This window comes from Glutamicibacter sp. TV12E, assembly GCF_052441935.1.
Classification (GTDB): Bacteria; Actinomycetota; Actinomycetes; order Actinomycetales; family Micrococcaceae; genus Glutamicibacter.
In genome coordinates, this window is the sequence record NZ_JBQVVF010000001.1 from 3,568,538 (window position 1) to 3,586,299 (window position 17,762).

General features: G+C 61.9%; 15 protein-coding genes. 4 read left to right on the forward strand and 11 right to left on the reverse strand.

Features of this window, described 5'->3' with window-relative positions:
- Window positions 1-300: 300 nt before the first annotated feature.
- Window positions 301-444, reverse strand: a complete 144-nt coding sequence (locus tag ACT7DV_RS16950; RefSeq protein ID WP_444664357.1) for a hypothetical protein — start codon at window positions 442-444, stop codon at window positions 301-303.
- Here ACT7DV_RS16950 and ACT7DV_RS16955 point away from each other — a divergent pair.
- On the forward strand, window positions 443-1,822 hold the full coding sequence (locus tag ACT7DV_RS16955) for a D-alanyl-D-alanine carboxypeptidase family protein (RefSeq protein WP_444664358.1): 1,380 nt from the start codon (window positions 443-445) through the stop codon (window positions 1,820-1,822). The two genes, ACT7DV_RS16950 and ACT7DV_RS16955, sit on opposite strands and share 2 nt — an antisense overlap.
- 109 nt (window positions 1,823-1,931) lie before the next feature.
- On the opposite strand, the gene ACT7DV_RS16960 is transcribed toward ACT7DV_RS16955, so the two are convergent.
- The 4 genes from ACT7DV_RS16960 to ACT7DV_RS16975 form a co-directional block, all read right to left on the reverse strand.
- Window positions 1,932-3,338: an SH3 domain-containing protein gene (locus tag ACT7DV_RS16960; RefSeq protein WP_444664360.1), complete on the reverse strand. Its 1,407-nt coding sequence runs from the start codon at window positions 3,336-3,338 to the stop codon at window positions 1,932-1,934.
- A gap of 447 nt (window positions 3,339-3,785) precedes the next feature.
- Window positions 3,786-5,264, reverse strand: coding sequence for an MFS transporter (locus ACT7DV_RS16965; protein WP_444664362.1), 1,479 nt, complete (start codon window positions 5,262-5,264; stop codon window positions 3,786-3,788).
- 199 nt (window positions 5,265-5,463) lie between these two features.
- Complete coding sequence (locus ACT7DV_RS16970) at window positions 5,464-6,282, reverse strand: IclR family transcriptional regulator (protein ID WP_444664364.1); 819 nt, start codon at window positions 6,280-6,282, stop codon at window positions 5,464-5,466.
- Complete coding sequence (locus tag ACT7DV_RS16975) at window positions 6,282-7,340, reverse strand: D-2-hydroxyacid dehydrogenase (protein ID WP_444664366.1); 1,059 nt, start codon at window positions 7,338-7,340, stop codon at window positions 6,282-6,284. The genes ACT7DV_RS16970 and ACT7DV_RS16975 overlap by 1 nt, the downstream gene beginning before the upstream one ends.
- A 124-nt stretch (window positions 7,341-7,464) precedes the next feature.
- On the opposite strand from ACT7DV_RS16975, the gene ACT7DV_RS16980 reads away from it, so the two are divergent.
- Window positions 7,465-8,409 (forward strand): NAD(P)-dependent oxidoreductase, encoded by a 945-nt coding sequence (locus ACT7DV_RS16980; protein WP_444664367.1) that lies wholly within the window; start codon window positions 7,465-7,467, stop codon window positions 8,407-8,409.
- Here the strand turns inward: ACT7DV_RS16980 and ACT7DV_RS16985 are convergent.
- From ACT7DV_RS16985 to ACT7DV_RS17005, 5 genes are read right to left on the reverse strand one after another with little or no spacing between them, the layout of a single operon-like run.
- Window positions 8,406-9,554, reverse strand: coding sequence for a cysteine desulfurase family protein (locus tag ACT7DV_RS16985; protein WP_444664369.1), 1,149 nt, complete (start codon window positions 9,552-9,554; stop codon window positions 8,406-8,408). The two genes, ACT7DV_RS16980 and ACT7DV_RS16985, sit on opposite strands and share 4 nt — an antisense overlap.
- Window positions 9,551-10,417 (reverse strand): carboxylating nicotinate-nucleotide diphosphorylase, encoded by an 867-nt coding sequence (gene nadC, locus ACT7DV_RS16990; RefSeq protein ID WP_444664371.1) that lies wholly within the window; start codon window positions 10,415-10,417, stop codon window positions 9,551-9,553. Before nadC ends, ACT7DV_RS16985 begins: the two co-directional genes overlap by 4 nt.
- A complete protein-coding gene (locus ACT7DV_RS16995; protein WP_444664373.1) occupies window positions 10,414-12,021 on the reverse strand; it encodes an L-aspartate oxidase in 1,608 nt (535 codons plus the stop codon). The genes nadC and ACT7DV_RS16995 overlap by 4 nt, the downstream gene beginning before the upstream one ends.
- On the reverse strand, window positions 12,018-13,298 hold the full coding sequence (gene nadA / locus ACT7DV_RS17000; protein ID WP_444664374.1) for a quinolinate synthase NadA: 1,281 nt from the start codon (window positions 13,296-13,298) through the stop codon (window positions 12,018-12,020). Before nadA ends, ACT7DV_RS16995 begins: the two co-directional genes overlap by 4 nt.
- A gap of 45 nt (window positions 13,299-13,343) precedes the next feature.
- Window positions 13,344-14,069, reverse strand: a complete 726-nt coding sequence (locus tag ACT7DV_RS17005) for an NUDIX hydrolase (RefSeq protein ID WP_060701357.1) — start codon at window positions 14,067-14,069, stop codon at window positions 13,344-13,346.
- A 117-nt stretch (window positions 14,070-14,186) separates the two neighbouring features.
- On the opposite strand from ACT7DV_RS17005, the gene ACT7DV_RS17010 reads away from it, so the two are divergent.
- Window positions 14,187-14,936: an alpha/beta fold hydrolase gene (locus tag ACT7DV_RS17010; protein WP_444664377.1), complete on the forward strand. Its 750-nt coding sequence runs from the start codon at window positions 14,187-14,189 to the stop codon at window positions 14,934-14,936.
- Window positions 14,937-14,969: 33 nt separating this feature from the next.
- Here ACT7DV_RS17010 and ACT7DV_RS17015 read toward each other — a convergent pair whose 3' ends face one another.
- The gene (locus ACT7DV_RS17015; protein ID WP_444664379.1) at window positions 14,970-15,749 is read right to left on the reverse strand and encodes a helix-turn-helix transcriptional regulator; all 780 of its coding nucleotides are present in this window, start codon (window positions 15,747-15,749) and stop codon (window positions 14,970-14,972) included.
- A gap of 84 nt (window positions 15,750-15,833) precedes the next feature.
- Between ACT7DV_RS17015 and ilvD the strand changes: the two genes are divergently transcribed.
- Window positions 15,834-17,756: a dihydroxy-acid dehydratase gene (ilvD, locus tag ACT7DV_RS17020; RefSeq protein WP_444664380.1), complete on the forward strand. Its 1,923-nt coding sequence runs from the start codon at window positions 15,834-15,836 to the stop codon at window positions 17,754-17,756.
- Window positions 17,757-17,762: the final 6 nt, after the last annotated feature.

Sequence of the window (17,762 nt, forward strand, 5' to 3'; positions counted from 1 at the left end):
GCGAGAAGGTTTTAAGACCAATGCCAACAGGTTACTAGCGCTGACAAATTGTTCACCCGGGGTTCACTTTTGGGCTTGAAATTCAACGTGGACCCAGCGAGAAGGGACATGGCTTCTATTCGTTGATCACTTGCGCACGATTCAATGCCATCTCTAAGGCGATCGCGTTACCTCAGGTGAGGAATGATTCTGAGGACAGTCACCACTCGACAGCAGGGCAATCATCAACCGCCAACCCATGGCACCGTGCTCAATGCCAACAATCGCAGGTGTTGGGCATTTTGGTTAGTCAGTTCATCATCAACCAATTGCAGAAACCTTGTAACGGCCGGCAAATGGTGGTGGAATAAAGTTCGCATCGCTCATCACCAGCAGTGGAGAACCAATGAAACCGTCGCGTGCCGCTAAGTTCACATTGTCCGCAACCGTATCTGCAGCGCTCATGGCCGCTTTATTGCCGCTATCCCCCGCAACAGCTGCTCCGGTGGTGTCTGCCGCCCCGGCGGAAGTTGCTGCGCAGTCAGTCACGGTGGATTCCGCCGTGCAGATTGCTTCGAAGAAGATCCAGCGCGATCCAGGCAAAACGGATGTCTTCGTTAATAGGAACTATCCGTTGAGCCCGAAAAAATATGCTCCGAAAACCGTGGCCGTCAAGGGCACCAATGTTCGGCTGAAATCCTCGGCGGCCTCTGCATACTCCAAGATGGTCAAAGCTGCGGCTAAGGACGGCGTGCGCATTCGAGCCGTCAGCGGCTATCGTTCCTACGCCCGCCAGGCTGAGTTGTACAACTACTACACCCGCATCTACGGCCAGAGCTACGCATCCAAAATCTCGGCAATTCCCGGAACCAGCGAGCACCAAACCGGGCTGGCCATTGACGTTGGCAACCACAACCGCGAATGCGGCCTGCAGGCTTGCTTCGCCAATACTCCTGTGGGCAAGTGGGTCGCCAAAAATGGCCACAAGTACGGCTTCATCCTCCGCTATCCCAAGGGACAAGAATCAGTCACCGGCTACTCCTACGAGCCATGGCATTTCCGCTACCTTGGCACCACGCTAGCCAAGAGCTACAAGAACTCGGGCGCAAAAACTCTCGAGGCCTACTACGGCGTCGCTGGCAAGGGGTCCAAGAACAATTCGGACAAGAAGTCCAAGGGCACCGCAAAAACCACCGCGAACCTGAATATGCGCTCCGGTGCAGGAACGAACAATCGGATTCTGCTCACCATCCCTCGCGGCAAAAGCATTCAGCTGACCGGCTCCAGGAAATCGGGTTGGTATCAGGTGCGGTACAGCTCCAAGACCGGATGGGTATCCGGCACATACCTGCGCGATGTCTCGATGCCTTCCACTACGAAGAAAAAGGAAAGTTCCAAGGACAAAAAGCCCAAGAGCACGCAATCCAAGTCCGCCAAGACCACCGCGAATCTGAACATGCGCACCGGAGTTGGCACGGGGAACCGGGTCATCTTGACGATTCCTCGCGGCAAGCAGGTGACCATCACCGGCTCCAATAAATCCGATTGGTACCCAGTAGCGTACGCAGGCAAGTCAGGATGGGTTTCGGGCCAATACCTGAGCGGCTTCTCCGACTCGGCTCCCAAGCCGAAGAGCCAGAAGCAGAAGTCCAGCTCAAAGACTGCCTCCAAGAAGACCATCGCCAATTTGAATATGCGCACCGGTGCAGGAACAAATCATCGCGTGGTGCTCACCATCCCCAAGGGCAAAAAGGTGGCTTTGACCGGTACCCAGAAATCGGGCTGGTACAAGGTGAAGTACTCGTCCAAGACGGGCTGGGTCTCGGGCAAGTACCTGCGTTAAACCAGCTATAGGACCATGACTGTGCCCCCTCGGCATTATTGCCGAGGGGCACAGTCGCGGTTGGCTCGCGAACGGTTTTCTGGTCACGGCCTGTTGGCCAGAACCAGTATTAGTAGTTCAGCGCCCTGTAATTCAATGCTCCGCCGGTGGCCGATTCACCATGAGTTTCCACGTGGATGTGGTCCATGTGCTTGGTGGTGTCAGTCCAGTTATTGGTGAATTGAGTGCCGTACTTGCCAGAGGTGGAGTAAGGTTCCCAGCCCTTTTTGGCAGACAACCAGATCTTGTCCTGCCAAATCAGGTAGCTGATCCCCAACTGCTGGCGATTATCCAAGAGGAACCGGGCAATGCGGTCCCCAGCTTGAATGCCGGACGCACTCTTGTAATTTGCCATGACCACGTCCACGGCTCTTCCGGAACTGTGTCCGGCCGATCCGGGACGAATCGTGCCCAGCGTGGTGAAGTCGCCGGCGAAAAGCCGGCGAACAGTATTCATGACCAGCTGGGTATCGCTGCGCACGGATTGCAGCTCCGAGGAAGTGAGATATCTTGAGCTGACGTAGCCACTGCCGATCCGGCTGGAAACCTTGGACCAGCCATTCGAGGAAGAGCGAACCGTGACCTTCTCGCCCGCCTGGACGACGCCAAGTACCCGGTACCCGGTACCCGCACCGGATCGCAGGTTTACGCCCACGGACGCGTATGCCACCGTGGAGGAAGTGCCTTCTGGCTGTGGCTTCTGGCTCGCTGGGGCCTTGCCAAGATAGGCCTTGCTGACCCATCCGGTTCCCTTGGATGAGGATATCCGGGCCCAGTTGCCCGAGTAGCGATAAATCTTGATCTTTTCGCCCGCGGGAATCACTCCCACGGAGCGGTAGGTGGTTCCCGCCCCGGTTCGAAGGTGCAGGCTGGCCGTCGTGTATCCCGTGGTAATTGACGATTCAGGGCTAGGCTTCGGTGGGTTAGAGGAGCTGGCCGCGGGCTTGAGGTAGCCGAGGTTGGACCAACCGGTCCCCTTGGAGGATCGAACCTTGGCCCACCGTCCTGAAGTTTGCAGGACGGTAACGCGTTCGCCCTTGGGGATGATCCCCACTGTGCGATACCCGGTTCCCGCTCCGGTACGCAGGTTCAGGTTCGCAGTGGTGTAGCGAAGGGTGCCGCTGCTTAAATTTGACGATGAAGCGACGGCTTCCAAGTATGAATTGGATGACCAGCCGGTCTTGCCAGCGTATTTGACCTTGCTCCACTTGCCGCTGGTCGCCAAGACTGTGAGTTTGGTGCCCTTGGGAATAACAGCCAGGGTGGCCGAAGCAGTCGTCGCCTTGGCACGCATGCGAAGGTCCGCGGTAGTGCGCTTGGTACCAGTGGACTTCGCCGCGGCAACGTTCAGTTTGCTTGTAGGCAATGACTTGGGAACGTCGGCATTCGCAGCGGTAGCCACGGTAGCTTGAACGCCTGTTCCGATGCTCATGGTTAGGGCCAGCGCCACTGCGGCGGTGCGTCCAGGAATCCTCATTAGGTCCTTCTTTTCGTGAATCGGGGTGGACTCTTTGCGCATTGCGCGCGTGTTGCAGCGTTCCCCGGGCCAGAGTGATGCGAGTTGACTTGGTTTTGGCCTCAGTCATGAGACTGCGCCGGGATCGTGCCCCAAATGGGTCTACGTTCTTGTTGTAACTTTGCCATATCACGCCCGTCCGCGCACCTGCAATGAGCCAAATCAGCGCCCGATTCTGAGGTTGATGAACAGGATTGCATTCCGCTTGCTACTTTTCAGTAGTCTAAATCCAGCTGAATCAACTGGGCAGAGGCCGCGATCCGGATGGCCTTCGCGGACAAGGATTCTGCGTGTGAACTTCCGAGCTCCTGGGCTGGGCCACCGGGACGTCGAGTCAACGCAAAAACTCCGGGCAACCGAGTTGCCCGGAGTTCCAACGTTATTTTTGGCGCTTTTCGGTACCGTGGACTAGTGCTCGTCAGCGGTAATCGAGTCCCGGTCCACAGTGAAAGAAGTTCGCGCGGATACGGCAGAAGCTCCTGTTCCCTGGCTCCCTTTGAGCCACACGTCATCGCCGGCCTCGACCGATGAAATCTTGACGGCGTCATCGGTACGGGTCAGATCCCTGCGCAGGGTTTCAGGAACGAGGAAGGTAGAAGCCACCGTAATCGAAGCCAATACCGTCATGTATAGTCCCAGCACCAGCCAGTTGCCATCAGTGATGGCAATCAGGTAGGCACCAAGCACGCCGGCCAGGCCGCCAGCCAGGACGGCCGAAAGTTCGCGAGCCATGGCCACGCCAAGGTAGCGGTGGCGGCTGCCGAACAGTTCTGGAAGCATGGCGCACTGTGGGCCAAGCATCGTAGCAACGGCGAAGCCAATACCAATCGCGATCACTGCGATAGCCAGGACGTGGCTGCCCAAGGTCAGTGCCCACCATGCCGGCAAGGAGTACACCAGCATGAAGACTGCGCCCGCACGGTAGATGATGCGGCGGCCGAAACGATCGGAAAGTGCGCCAGCCAATGGAACGGTGAACACACCGATCAGCGAACCAATGGTGACACCCCAGGTTAGCAATCCCTTGTCGGCTTCTGGACCGACAACGGTGACGAAGAAGCTCAAGGCCAGCCCCTGGAACATGTAGGAACCGCCGTTTTCGGCCATGCGCAGACCGATTCCCACCAGCACGCCCGGGAAGCCGGTGCGGAAGAGCTCGCGCAGCGGGTGCTCTGAAACCTGTTCCCGCTTTTCCATCTCAACAAAGGTTGGGGTTTCTTCCAGCTTTGAACGGATGAGCACGGCCAGGATGATCAGCGCAAAGGATGCCAAGAACGGAACTCGCCAGCCCCAGCTCATCAGCGCTTCCTCGGGAAGCATGGTCAGCAATGAGAAGACAACGCCTGCCAGCAGGGTTCCGGCCTGAATACCGATAAATGGGAGTGCCGAGAAGAATCCGCGGCGTGCAGCTGGCGAGTATTCCGCCATCAAGACCGTGGCACCTGCCTGTTCCGCACCAGCGCCAAAGCCCTGGAGCAGACGAAGCAGGACAAGCAGGACAGGCGCCCAGATGCCTGCCGTTTCATAGGTCGGAAGCACGCCGATAAGTGTCGATGCTCCGCCCATGAGCATGATGGTGATGATCAGGACAATTTTTCGCCCCAGCCGGTCGCCAAGCATTCCGAAGAACAATCCGCCGAAAGGACGAGCGACAAAGCCGACGCCGAAGGTCGCGAATGCTGCAACCGTGGCCATGGCCGGATCCTCCTGGGGGAAGAACAGCACATTGAAAATCAGGGCGGTGGCGAGGCCATAAAGAGCAAAGTCGAAATACTCCAATGCGCTACCGATGCTGGAGGCTAGAGTCGCCCGCTGCAGGTTCTTGGCGTAGTGCGCATCGAGCGCTGCCCCACCGGAGCCAGCGGCCCGTTCTGGTGTTGTATTCATGGAGGTCTCCTTCGACGAGTGAATCGCATCACTTCTTCCTGCATTGAAGATACCAGCATAGCGAACGGTGTACAACATAGTGGACGCTTAAATTTACGGAGAATCCCAAAACGCGAAAAAACGCCGCCCCACCGCCCGCATTAAGCGGGACGATGGGGCGGCGCCGCGAACCTCTTATCCGACGGGCTCCTGCGGCGATTTAGTCGCGTGCCGTGCGCGCCCTCCAGGGATTTTCTAGCCGGGCAGCCACTTCGCGCAAGGCGGTGCCAATCGCGGCCACACGCACCGGATCAGCCTGATCCGAAGGCATGGCGGTTCCCAGGGCCAGGGGAGGATCCCCAGGCGACCAGGCAGCCAGGGGCACCGCTACGCCGGTCACGCCGCTGGTTGAATGCCCTTCATCCACCGCGAATCCGCGCTCGCGTGCAACTGCAAGGCGCTGGCGCAAATCCTTTGCGGTCACTTCAAGACCATCAATGCCGCTGCGCATCGGCAGAACGCCATCCATCAGCTCCGCGAGCTGGTCATCACTCAACGACAGCAGCAGCGCATTGCCGGTGGCGCTGAAAGCCGCAGGCAGGCGGGAACCCAAAGGGGCGCCAAAGCGATAAGGGGTGCGCCCTTCATGGCGGGCCAAATACAGTGCATCAGCACCGTCGAGCATGGCAATCTGCACCAGCTCTCCACGCAAGGTCGGCGATGAGGAGATCAGTCCGAAGAACTCGCGCACCTGGTTGAACTGGAGGGAATAAGCTCCGCCGAGTTCTGCATTTCGGCGCCCCAGCCCAAAACCGTCGCCGGTGCGCCGGATCATCTCGCCATCTTCCAATGCCTGGCAGAGGTTGGCGCAGGAGGATTTGGCAATGCCCAGAGTGCGCGCAAGCTCGCTGAGCGAAAGGGCACGGCCATCGGCTTCGGCGAGCAAGCCAAGGATTCCGATTGCGCGTGTCACCGCGGGCGCGGGGTCACGCACACTCCGCTCCCCAGCACCATCAGCTACTTCGTTTACGCTTGTCATCAGTAGAATTCTACGGTATCCACCTTGTTCCGCAATACCTGCCCGTCAAGGAAACAGGTGGCATTGTGCGCAAAAAGCCGGGCAATTCGAGTGGTTTCCTGGTTGCTCAATGCCGCGGTATGCGGGCTAATCAAAACGTTCGGGTGATCCCACAAAACACTATTAGGCGCCAAGGGCTCCTGCGCTACTACATCCAAGGCGGCGAATCCGATGCGCCCGGCTTCCAGTGCTGGGATGAGGGCCGATTCATCCACTACTGTTCCGCGGCCGACGTTCACAAAAATCGTTCCTTCGCGGACAGCTGCAAAGACCCCGGAGCCAATCAGCCCTTCGGTGCTCCCCGTACCTGGAAGAGTTGCGACGATGGCATCTGCCTCAGCTGCTGCGGCAGCAAGCTGCGAGGGATCGATCAGCCGATCCACGCCGGATACAGGCTTGCCGCTGCGCGAGGTGCCCCAGACGGTGGAACCGCAAGCCTTGAAGCGTTCAGCAACCGCCTTTCCAATTCCGCCCAATCCAACGACGAGAATCGTCATCTCATCAAGATGGCGCATGCGCCAGCGTTCCGAAGGCCAGTTTTTCTGCGCCTGGTCGGCTTCCAGTTTTCGAAGATTTTTCGCTCCAGCCAGCACCCCGAAGAGCGCAAACTCCGCCAGGGTCGAGCCGTGGACACCGGCGCTTGTCGTGAAGGTGACACGGTCAAGCTCATCGGCATTCAGTCCTGCGGCCTTCACCTGGGCGCCGCCACCGGCGGCAGTGGTATGCACCCAGAGGAGATCCGGATTCTCGCGGACGGTTTTCTGCAATAGCCCGGGATTCACATCCGGGATGCCAAAAAGCGCTTGCGAAGACGCCAGGATCTGGTGATAGCGTTCCGCTTGCTCCGGCGTGCGGCTGAATGAGGGCTCGCCTTCCCAGTCGCCGTGCCAGCGCTGCGGCCGGTAGAGTCCAGGTTCATAAATGAAATCCAAACGTGGTTCGAGTTTCCGCATCAGCTCCAGGTCTGCAGCTGGCAAATCTACGGCAATTCCCACGCGCAGGCGTTGTGTTGTTGGCATCATCGCTTCCTTTTCTTTCCGTCGAGTGACAGCATAGCGCTATGGACAGTATATTGAACAGAGTTCGCTATATTGACCATTGATGTCGTGATGGCACTGCCGCCACCCGACAAAGGAGTTGTAGATGAATTCAGCATCCCCGAATCCCCCATCCATTCTCGGCGTGATCGGATTGGGCGCCATGGGACGCCCCATGGCTCGCCTGCTGGCAGCAGCACACGGAACGGTCCGCGTGACATCAAGCCGTCCCAGAGAATCTGTCCTGGCAGACCTGAATTCCGCATTGCCTGACGGTGCTGGCCCCGGCCGCATTCTCTGGGCAGATGATCCTGCCCAGCTGGCCACCGAATGCAATGAAATCCTGTTGATGCTCCCGGACTTGCCGCAAATCTCCCAAGCGCTTGAAGCGCCCGCCGGCATTTTGGCTGGCCTCGAGCACCGCGATCCCGCGTCCCCGCCATTGCTGCTGCTGATTGGCTCCACCTGCTCGGCGCCCGGCGTGCGGGCCCTGGCCAATGAACTAAAGGGCAGCTACGGCGAGCGCATAGCGGTCGTCGACGCCCCGGTCTCCGGCGGAGAAGATGGAGCTACGCGGGGAACCCTGTCCATCATGCTCGGTGGCACTGGCGAACTATGCGCCCGGGCGGCGCAGGCGCTTGCGCCTTGCGGGACTCCGGTACGCCTGGGCGAGCTCGGCGCCGGGCAGGTGGCGAAGGCCTGCAACCAGCTGGTTGTGAGCGCCACGATCTTTGCCTTGGGCGAAGCATCGGTGCTGGCCGAGCGATCCGGGCTGGATCTTGGATCAATGTGGAACCTGCTGGGCCACGGCTATGCCGCCTCGCGCTTGCTCGAAAGCCGGCAGGATCGGCTGGTCAGCGGGGATGATTCGCCGTCGGGAGCGATCAAGTACATGCGCAAGGATCTGGCGGGGGCTCACGAGATCGCAGAATCCACGGGCACCAATGCCGTCTTGCTTCCGGTGTTGCGCCAGGCGATCGACGAAGTCATTGAGGCCGGGCTGGGCGACCGGGACATTTCGGTCACCAAGCGCTTCATCTCCGGGCGCTAGGCTCCGGCCGCCAAGGCCTTCACGGTGGCCACCACGGCGCTGGCCACCTGGCTGATTTCGTTCTCCTTGGCCCCCCGGGTGAAGGACAAGCGGACCGCGGTGTGCGCGAGCTGCTCGTCGTAGCCCATGGCGGTGAGCACCGGAGAGGGGTCGGTGCTCCCTGCGGAGCAAGCCGAGCCTGATGAGCACAGCACTCCGCGGCGTTCCAGTTCAATGAGCACTGTTTCCCCTGCGGTGCGCGGGAAGACAAAGGAAACAATGCCGCCGATGCGTTGCTCGCGATGGCCGGTGAGCTGCACCAATCCCAGGGCTTCCGCTTCCAGTTCCTTGGTGATCCTGTCGATCAGATAGTTTCCGTAGCTGTATCCGGCCCCTTGCTGGCGCTGTTCGGCGCAGAGCTGGAGCGCCCGGGCAATGCCTACGGACGCGGCCGGATTCTCGGTGCCAGAACGCTGCCCGCCTTGCTGCCCGCCGCCGTGCAGCAGCGGGAGGACCTCGCACCGATTGCTGATGTACAGCGCGCCGCTGCCTTTCAGCGCACCGATTTTGTGCCCCGACAGGCTCAGCACGTCCACGTGCGAGGCCAGCTGAGCCAAGTCCAGCCAGCCGGCGGCCTGCACCGCATCGGTGTGCATGAGCGCCCCGGCATCATGCGCCAGTTGGGCCAGTTCCCCGATGGGCTGGATGGTGCCCACTTCATTGTTCACCGACATCACCGAGACCAGGGCGACCTGGTCGTCAATCAGGTCTTTCGCGGCGCGCACATCGACAATGCCATGTTCGTCGACGGGGATCAGCTTGTGCGTGAAGCCATGGATTGCGGCCAGATAGGCGCAGGCTTCCATCACCGCAGGATGTTCAATGGCGCTGCTGAGGACCACTTTGCCCCGGGGGTTGGCCAGGGCACCACCGATCACAGCGGTGTTATCCCCTTCGGTTCCGCCAGAGGTGAAGTAGATTTCGCTTTCGCCAACACCCAGCTGGCCGGCCACCTGCGCCCGGGCCCAGTCATTGGCCCGTTTGGCTTGATGTCCCAGCTCATGCAGCGACGCGGGATTCCCGAAGTTGCTGGTGAGCAGCGGCGTGACCAGGTCGAGAACTTCCTGGCGGGGCGGGGCGGTGGAAGCCGCGTCCATGTAGATCATGCAATAACCATATCCAAGCCCAGGTCGATAGCCCGCACCGAGTGGGTGATGGCGCCACTGGAAATGATGTCCACGCCGGTCTCGGCAATGGCTCCTGCGGTGCTGGCGCTGACGGTGCCGCTGGCCTCGATGATCGCCTGCCCGCCGATCAGCTCGATGGCGGCCGGAATATCTGCCAAGTCGAAGTTGTCCAGCATGATGATATCCACCTTGGCCGCAAGGACCGCGGGGATCTGCTCGATCCGGTCAACTTCAACTTCCATTGCGGTGGTGTGCCCCAGCCGGGCGCGGACTGCCTTCAAGGCGGCGGTGAGCTCTTCGCCTTCCCCGAGCAAGGCCAGGTGGTTGTCCTTGGCCATGAAGGCTTCGGAGAGATTGTCCCGGTGGTTCACTCCTCCGCCGCAACGCACCGCATAGCGCTCCAGGACCCGCAGCCCCGGAGTGGTCTTGCGGGTATCGGCAATCCGGGCCTTGGTATGCGACACGAGGTCAACCAGCTCGCGGGTTGCGGTGGCGATGGCGCTCATGCGCTGCAGCAGGTTCAGTGCCACGCGCTCGGCGCTGAGCACCGATGCTGCCGGGCCTTCGACCTTGAGCAGCTCATCTCCCGCCGCGAACTTTTCGCCGTCCGCGACCAGCTGGGTGACTTCGATGTCCTGATTCAGCGTTGCCATGGCCCGGGCAAAGACCAGGCCGCCGGAGAGCACTCCCGGTTCCCGGGCGCTGACCACGGCCGTGGCGCGGGCATCCACCGGCACGATGGTGTCTGCGGTCAGGTCCCCGCGGGGATGGTCCTCGGCAAAGGCCATCGCCAGGATGCGGTCGATGGCGGCGACAGGCACCGGATGGATTGGCTGGTTCACGCGTGTACTTCCTTGTTTTCAAGCTGGCGGATCATCGGCTGCGCGCTATCGAGCACCCAGCCGTAGCGAACGGTGTTCCCGGTATTGTCCTGGCTGGCCGCGTCCACCCGGTGGTGGGCGCCGAGAGACTGGGTTCGTTGTTTCGCCGCATAGGCGATCATCCGTGCGCAGGTGTAGAGGTTGTCCAGTTCAACGAGCGCGCGCTGGTCCTGGGCTACCGGCGCACTGGCATCGAGCACCCTGATCAGCTGTTCCGCCCCTTCGCCGGTGCGGTAAACACCCAGGTGCTCGCTGGCCAGGGATTGGAGCTGCGGCAATTCCAGGGGAGCCTGGGCCTGCCGCGCCGGCAGCTGACCCACCACGAGTTCGCCGATGCCGCAGGCGCGCCCTGGAGCATCGGCCCCCATGGCGTTCACGGCATTGCGGGCGAAAACCATGGCCTCCAGCAACGAATTGCTGGCCAGCCGGTTGGCGCCATGCACCGTGGTGTTGGCGCATTCGCCGGCGGCATAGAGCCCCGCGATGCTGGTGCGACCGCGGGTATCGGTGTGGATCCCGCCCATGGCATAGTGCTGGGCGGCCACCACCGGGATCGGGGCCAGTGCCATGTCCAGCCCGGAGGCCTTCAACCGCGCGGTGATTGACGGGAAGCGGCGAGCCAGGAACCCGGCGCCCTTCAGGGTTTCCACCGCTCGGGCGTCGATGAAGACCTGGTGGCCTGCCTGGTACTGGGCGTGGATTCCCCGGGCGACAACATCCCGGGGCGCAAGATCCGCCCGCTCGTCCAGCTCGAGCATGAACCGCTGGCCCAGCTCGTTGACCAGCACCGCTCCCTCGCCGCGCACAGCCTCGCTGATCATCCCGGCCTGCGGGTGCAGCTGCGGATCAACCAGGGTCGGGTGGAACTGGATGAATTCCAGGTCGCTGATCACCGCCCCGGCGCGAGCGGCCAGTCCAATGCCGTCGGCGGTGGCTCCCTGCGGGTTGGTGCTCGCGGCATACAGCGAGCCCAATCCGCCGGTCGCCAAGAGCACCGCGTCGGCATCCAGCTTCAGGGAACGATCCCCCTGAAGATAATGCACGGCTCGCCGGTGGGCACCGGCAATCTCCAGATCCACCACCAGCGCGTTTTCGATGACTTCGATCTGCCCTCGGTGCTCGGCCGAGCGCACCGCCGCGGTCAGGGCGGCCACCAGTCCGGCACCGGTAGCGTCTCCTCCGGCATGCAGGATGCGGTGGACGCTGTGCGCCGCTTCGAGGCCCAGCTGGTAGTTCCCCGATGCGTCCTTGTCGAACTGCACCGCGTGCCCTTCGAGCGTGTTCACCAGGCCGGCTGCCGAACCGCAAAGTTCCTGGACTGCTTCTGCCCCGCCGTGCCAGGCTCCGGCACGCAGGGTGTCGGCGACATGGCTGGCCACACAGTCCCCGGCGGCTTCGCCTTGCGCGGTCACTGCGGATAAACCGCCTTGGGCGCAGGAGCTATTGCCGTCGCCCAGCTGCTGCTTGGTGAGCAGGATGGCCGGCAGGCCAAGGCGCGCCGCCTCCAGGGCTGCGCACAATCCAGCGACGCCCGAGCCGATAATTGCCAGCGTTCTTGGGTTCATGGCTTGGCTGCCAGCATGCGCTCCAGGGCAGTTTTCGCGTCGCCCTGCTGTTCTGCAGGCACGGTGATCTGGTTGACCACCCGCCCGGCGACCAGTTCCTCGAGCACCCAGGCGAGGTAGCCGGGGTGGATGCGGTACATGGTGGAGCAGGGGCAGATCACCGGGTCCAGGCAGAAAATGGTGTGCTGCGGGTACTGGGCTGCCAGCCGGTTGACCATGTTGATCTCGGTGCCAATGGCGAAGACCGTGGGCTCAGCGGCCGCGGCAATGGCCTTCTGGATGTAGTCGGTGGAGCCGGCCGCGTCCGCGGCATCAACCACCTCCATGGGGCATTCAGGGTGCACGATCACCTTGACGCCGGGGAATTCCTCGCGGGCCTTGGTGATTTGCGCCGGGGTGAAGCGCTTGTGGACAGAGCAGAATCCGTGCCACAAGATCACCTTGGCATCCTGCATGGTCTGCGGATCGTTTCCGCCCAGTTCCTTGCGCGGAGTCCACATGGGCATCTGTTCCAGCGGTACGCCCATGGCCTTGGCGGTGTTGCGCCCCAGGTGCTGGTCGGGGAAGAACAGCACCCGACGCCCGCGCTCAAAAGCCCATTCCAAGACGGTGGCTGCATTCGATGAGGTGCAGACCAATCCCCCGTTGCGGCCGACAAAGGCCTTGAGCTCCGCCGAGCAGTTCATGTAGGTCACCGGGATCACCGGCATGCGGCCGTCGTCTGCTTCATCCGCGTACAGCGCGGTGAGCTCATCCCAGCAAGCCTGGACGCTGGGGCCGTCCGCCATATCAGCCATCGAGCAGCCGGCGGCGAGGTTGGGCAGGATCACCGACTGGTCGTCTCGGCTGAGGATATCGGCGGTTTCGGCCATGAAGTGCACACCGCAAAAGACGATGGCTTCGGCTTTGTCGCGGGTCAAGGCGGCATTGGCCAGCTGGAAGGAATCGCCCACGAAGTCCGCGTACTTCACCACTTCATCGCGCTGATAGAAGTGCCCAAGGATCACTGCCCTGTCGCCGAGGGTTTCCTTGGCTGCCAGGATGCGGGCGTCAAGCTCGGCATCGCCTGCCTTCAAGTACTCTTCCGGGATGGAACCTTGCACCGGGTAGCCCGCTGGAACGTCGTCTTCCTGGGAGGCGCCCGGCCCGTATCCTGCCGGGGTATCCCATGGGTTGGCGGCGAGGTCCGTGGAGCAGGTGGAGCCTGGGGCCAAGAGGTTCAGCCTGGTGATGTTCTGTGCGACAGATTCGTTGCTGCCGGTGAGTTGGGTGCTCATGGGTTGTCCATTTCATGCGAATAAGGGTGAAGCGGGTGAAAAGTTCTAGGCTTGCGCTGGGTCGACTTCCAGCGGGTCGGGGCCATGGCCTGCGTAGCGATAGAGGCGAGGCGGGCGGTGCTGCCCGCCGGCAAGGTATTCATCGGTGGCCTCGATGGTGGCGGTATTTTTCAGCGTGCGCCGGAAATTTGCCGGGTCCAGCCTCCTGCCCAGGATGGCTTCATAGACGCCACGCAGGGCCGCCAGGGTAAATCGCTCCCCCAAGAGTCGATGCGCGATTTGCCCGTATTCAGTTTTATTGCGCAACCGCCACAGCGCGTAGTCGACAATCTTGCGGTGATCGAAGGCCAGCTGGGCAATGCCCGGATCATCGATATCGAACCAGGCCACGTTCTCGTCCTGGACCGTCGCCCCGACCTGATCCGCATTGAGCAATGCGAAGTAGGCGATAGTCACCAGTCGATGGGTGGGCGATCTGTCGATATCCCCGAAGGTGTAGAGCTGCTCGAGGTAGCTCGGCCGCAGACCGGTGGTCTCGGCCAGATTCCGCCCGGCCGCCTGGCCCAGGGATTCGCGGGCATCGACCGGCCCTCCGGGCAGTGCCCACAATCCGGCGTGCGGTTGGCGAATTCGGCGCACCAGTGGCAGGCAGAGCTTGTCCGGGCCTCCGTCCTGCCCTTCCCTGATGCCCAGGATGACCGTCGAGACGGCCAGGGCGGGTGGGAGGTTGCGGCGTTCGTTGACGTTCGCCCATCCCGGTGCCGATGACATGTTCTTCCTGCCTCATTTCCACTGCGCCGAATATCGTTAGAGTCATTGTGACATTAAGTCCTTGGCGACACTAACCCCAATCCTTGAATCAGTTGCTGATGGCCTATGATCTAAGGCATGACACTGGATCTGAATCTTCGAGTGATACGCGCAAACGCTGAGGTGAGTAGCCCATCCGCGCTATTCATCCACGGCTTCGCCTCATCCGGCGAATTGAATTGGGAGCGTTCTCGATGGTTGAAATATTTCACTGATGCCGGACGCAATGTACTGCTCGTGGATCTCCCGGGACATGGCAACGACCCCCGGCGCAATGTGGGGAGCTGGGCGCCAAGCCAGATTCGCCAGGCACTGGCCGCCATCGTCATGGAATTGGATGAAGGACCCGTGGACGTGATCGGCTATTCGCTGGGATCCCGCCTCGCCTGGGAGTTCGCGGCGTTCAACCCCGACCTGGTGGAGCACCTCGTGATCGGCGGCCCCGGCGCCGGAGACCCATTGGCCGCATTCGAGCTGGCCCAAGCCAAAGCCAACGTCGCCACCGGGGAGCCGATCAACGATGACTACACCGCGGCCATCATGAAGATCGCTGCCGCGGAGCCGAGCAATGACCTGGCGGCCCTGTTTGACCTGATTGAAGCGATCAAGACTGAACCCTACGATGCCGCGGCGAAAGTCCCCTCGGCGCCAACGCTTTTGGTAGCTGGCGACCAGGACGATCTGGCAACTACGATGCCGCGGTTGCGGCGCCTGCTCAAGGATGCGGGCACCCCCAACGAGGTGCTGTGGCTGGCCGGGCGCAATCATGCCAACGCGGTGACCAGCCGCGAATTCAAGGAGAAGGCACTGGCTTTTGTGGAAAGCTGAGATAACCTGCTGCAGTTTCCAGGCAATAGTCGACTAGAGCGGAACGTACATCAGCAGCGTCAGGTCCGGCGCTTCGGCCGGGGTGAGGTTGTGCTGCTCGTATTTGGTCAGCCCTTTGACGGGGTGGCGGAAGAGCCGCTCCCCCGTTTGGAAGCCCGCGACATCCCGTTCATTCCAAATGGCTGCGAACTGCGTTGAAGCTGCCGAGACTCGCGCGACAATTCCCGTTTCTCCCGAAGGGCTGAGCCATCCTCTTGTTTCGGCACGGAAGCTGCCGACAAATCCGCGGCTCTGCTTCTCCCAGTCGGGAAGCATGTCACGCAGCTGCGCGTCGGTGAAGACCAGCCACAGCAAGTTCCGGTCCTCGGCTTCCACGGTGCTGATCCGTGGATACAGCTGGGCGTATTGGGCGTTCCAGCCGATGATGGCCCAGTCGGCTGAGAGCAAGAAAGCCGGGAAATCCATCACGTCCAGCAGACGTTGCAAGGCAGGGGTCATGGCGCTGGATTCTTCCGGTGCCACTTCACCGTGCCCTGCCAATGACAGGAGATAGCTGGTTTCTATGGCGCTCAGGCGGAAAAGGCGCGCAAGCGACTGCATCACCTGGCGCGAGGGGTTGATGTCCCGGGCCTGTTCCAGCCACGTGTACCAGGTGGCGGAAACCCCGGCCAGTGTAGCGACTTCTTCGCGGCGCAAACCGCGCACCCGGCTTCGGCCAACCTCCGGCAATCCGTGCGATGCCCTGTCGGCACGTGCACGGCGGTCCTTGAGGAATGCCGCCAATTCCTCGCGACGGCGCTGACCTGCGTTCATAACCAAACCTCATTATCATGGTAGTAGTACTACTAGTATCGTCACCGTCTGGGTTTGGGAACAAAATTGTGGTGAGATTTTAAAATGACCACACTTCGTTCACACACCGTTACCCATGGCCGCAATATGGCCGGCGCCCGCGCACTGTTCCGCGCAGCCGGCGTTAATGGCGCAGATCTTGGCCGCAAGCCAATCATCGCCGTGGCCAACAGCTTCACCGAGTTCGTTCCCGGGCACACCCACCTGCAGCCGGTAGGCCGCATTGTTTCCGAAGCCATCGAGGCTGCCGGCGGCATCCCCCGCGAATTCAACACTATCGCCGTCGATGATGGCATCGCCATGGGCCATGGCGGCATGCTCTACTCGCTGCCCTCCCGCGACCTCATCGCGGACTCCGTGGAATACATGGTCAACGCCCACTGCGCCGACGCGCTGATCTGCATCTCCAACTGCGACAAGATCACCCCGGGCATGCTCATGGCCGCACTGCGCCTGAACATCCCGACCGTCTTCGTCTCCGGTGGTCCGATGGAAGCTGGCCGCGCCACCTTGGTCGACGGCACCGTGCGCACCTTGGACCTGGTGGATGCAATCTCCGAAGCAGTGAACGAAAACGTCTCGGACGCAGACCTTCTGCGCATCGAGGAATCGGCCTGCCCGACCTGCGGCTCCTGCTCCGGCATGTTCACCGCGAACTCGATGAATTGCCTGACCGAAGCCATGGGCCTGTCGCTGCCGGGCAACGGTTCCACGCTGGCCACCCACACCGCCCGCAAGGACCTGTACCAAAACGCCGGCAAGGTGGTGGTGGACATCGCCAACCGCTACTACGGCGAGAACGACAATTCGGTGCTGCCACGCAGCATCGCCACCGTCGAAGCCTTCGGCAACGCCATGGCCCTGGATATCGCCATGGGCGGTTCCACCAACACCATCCTGCACCTGCTGGCCGCGGCCCGCGAGGCCGAAGTGGACTTCGGGCTGGATGAAATCGATGCGGTCTCCCGCCGCGTGCCATGCCTGGCCAAGGTGGCGCCCAACGCTGCCGGAGGCGGCAAGATCTACTACATGGAAGATGTCCACCGCGCCGGTGGCATTCCTGCCATCCTCGGCGAATTGCGCCGTGGCGGACTGCTGGATGAAACCGTCCACACCGTACACGCCGCCACCATGGGCGAGTGGCTCGACGAGTGGGATATCCGCGGCGGCCGCGCCAGCGAAGAATCCCGCGCCCTGTGGCATGCAGGCCCAGGCGGAGTGCGTTCCTCCACCGCCTTCTCGCAGTCGGCCCAGTGGGAGACGCTGGACACCGACTCGGAAGCCGGCTGCATCCGTTCGGTCGAGCACGCCTACTCCAAGGACGGCGGCCTGGCCGTCCTGCGCGGCAACATCGCCGTGGACGGCGCCGTGGTGAAGACCGCAGGCGTGGACCCATCGATCTGGACTTTCACCGGCCCGGCAGTAGTCTGCGAATCACAGGATGAAGCTGTAGAAAAGATCCTGAACAAGCAGGTCAAGGAAGGCGACGTTGTTGTCATCCGCTATGAGGGCCCCAAGGGCGGTCCCGGCATGCAGGAAATGCTCTACCCGACGTCGTTCCTCAAGGGACGCGGCCTGGGCAAGTCGTGCGCGCTGATCACCGACGGCCGATTCTCCGGCGGCACCTCGGGCCTGTCCATCGGACACGTCTCGCCCGAGGCGGCCTCCGGCGGCATGATCGCGTTGGTGGAAGACGGGGATACCATCTCCATCGACATCCCGACCCGCGAGCTGACCCTGAACGTCTCCGAAGAGGTCTTGGCCGAACGCCGCGAGCGCTTGATCGCGACCACCGGCTACCGCCCTGCAAGCCGCGAGCGCGTGGTCTCCCCTGCGCTGCGTGCCTATGCAGCCATGGCCTTGTCCGCAGACAAGGGCGCGGTCCGCGACGTTGATCGCGTGGAACGCGCACTGCGCGAAGCTGACGAGCGCGAAGCCGCCGCGGCACGGGCTGACGCTCAAGCCTAGTTCAGT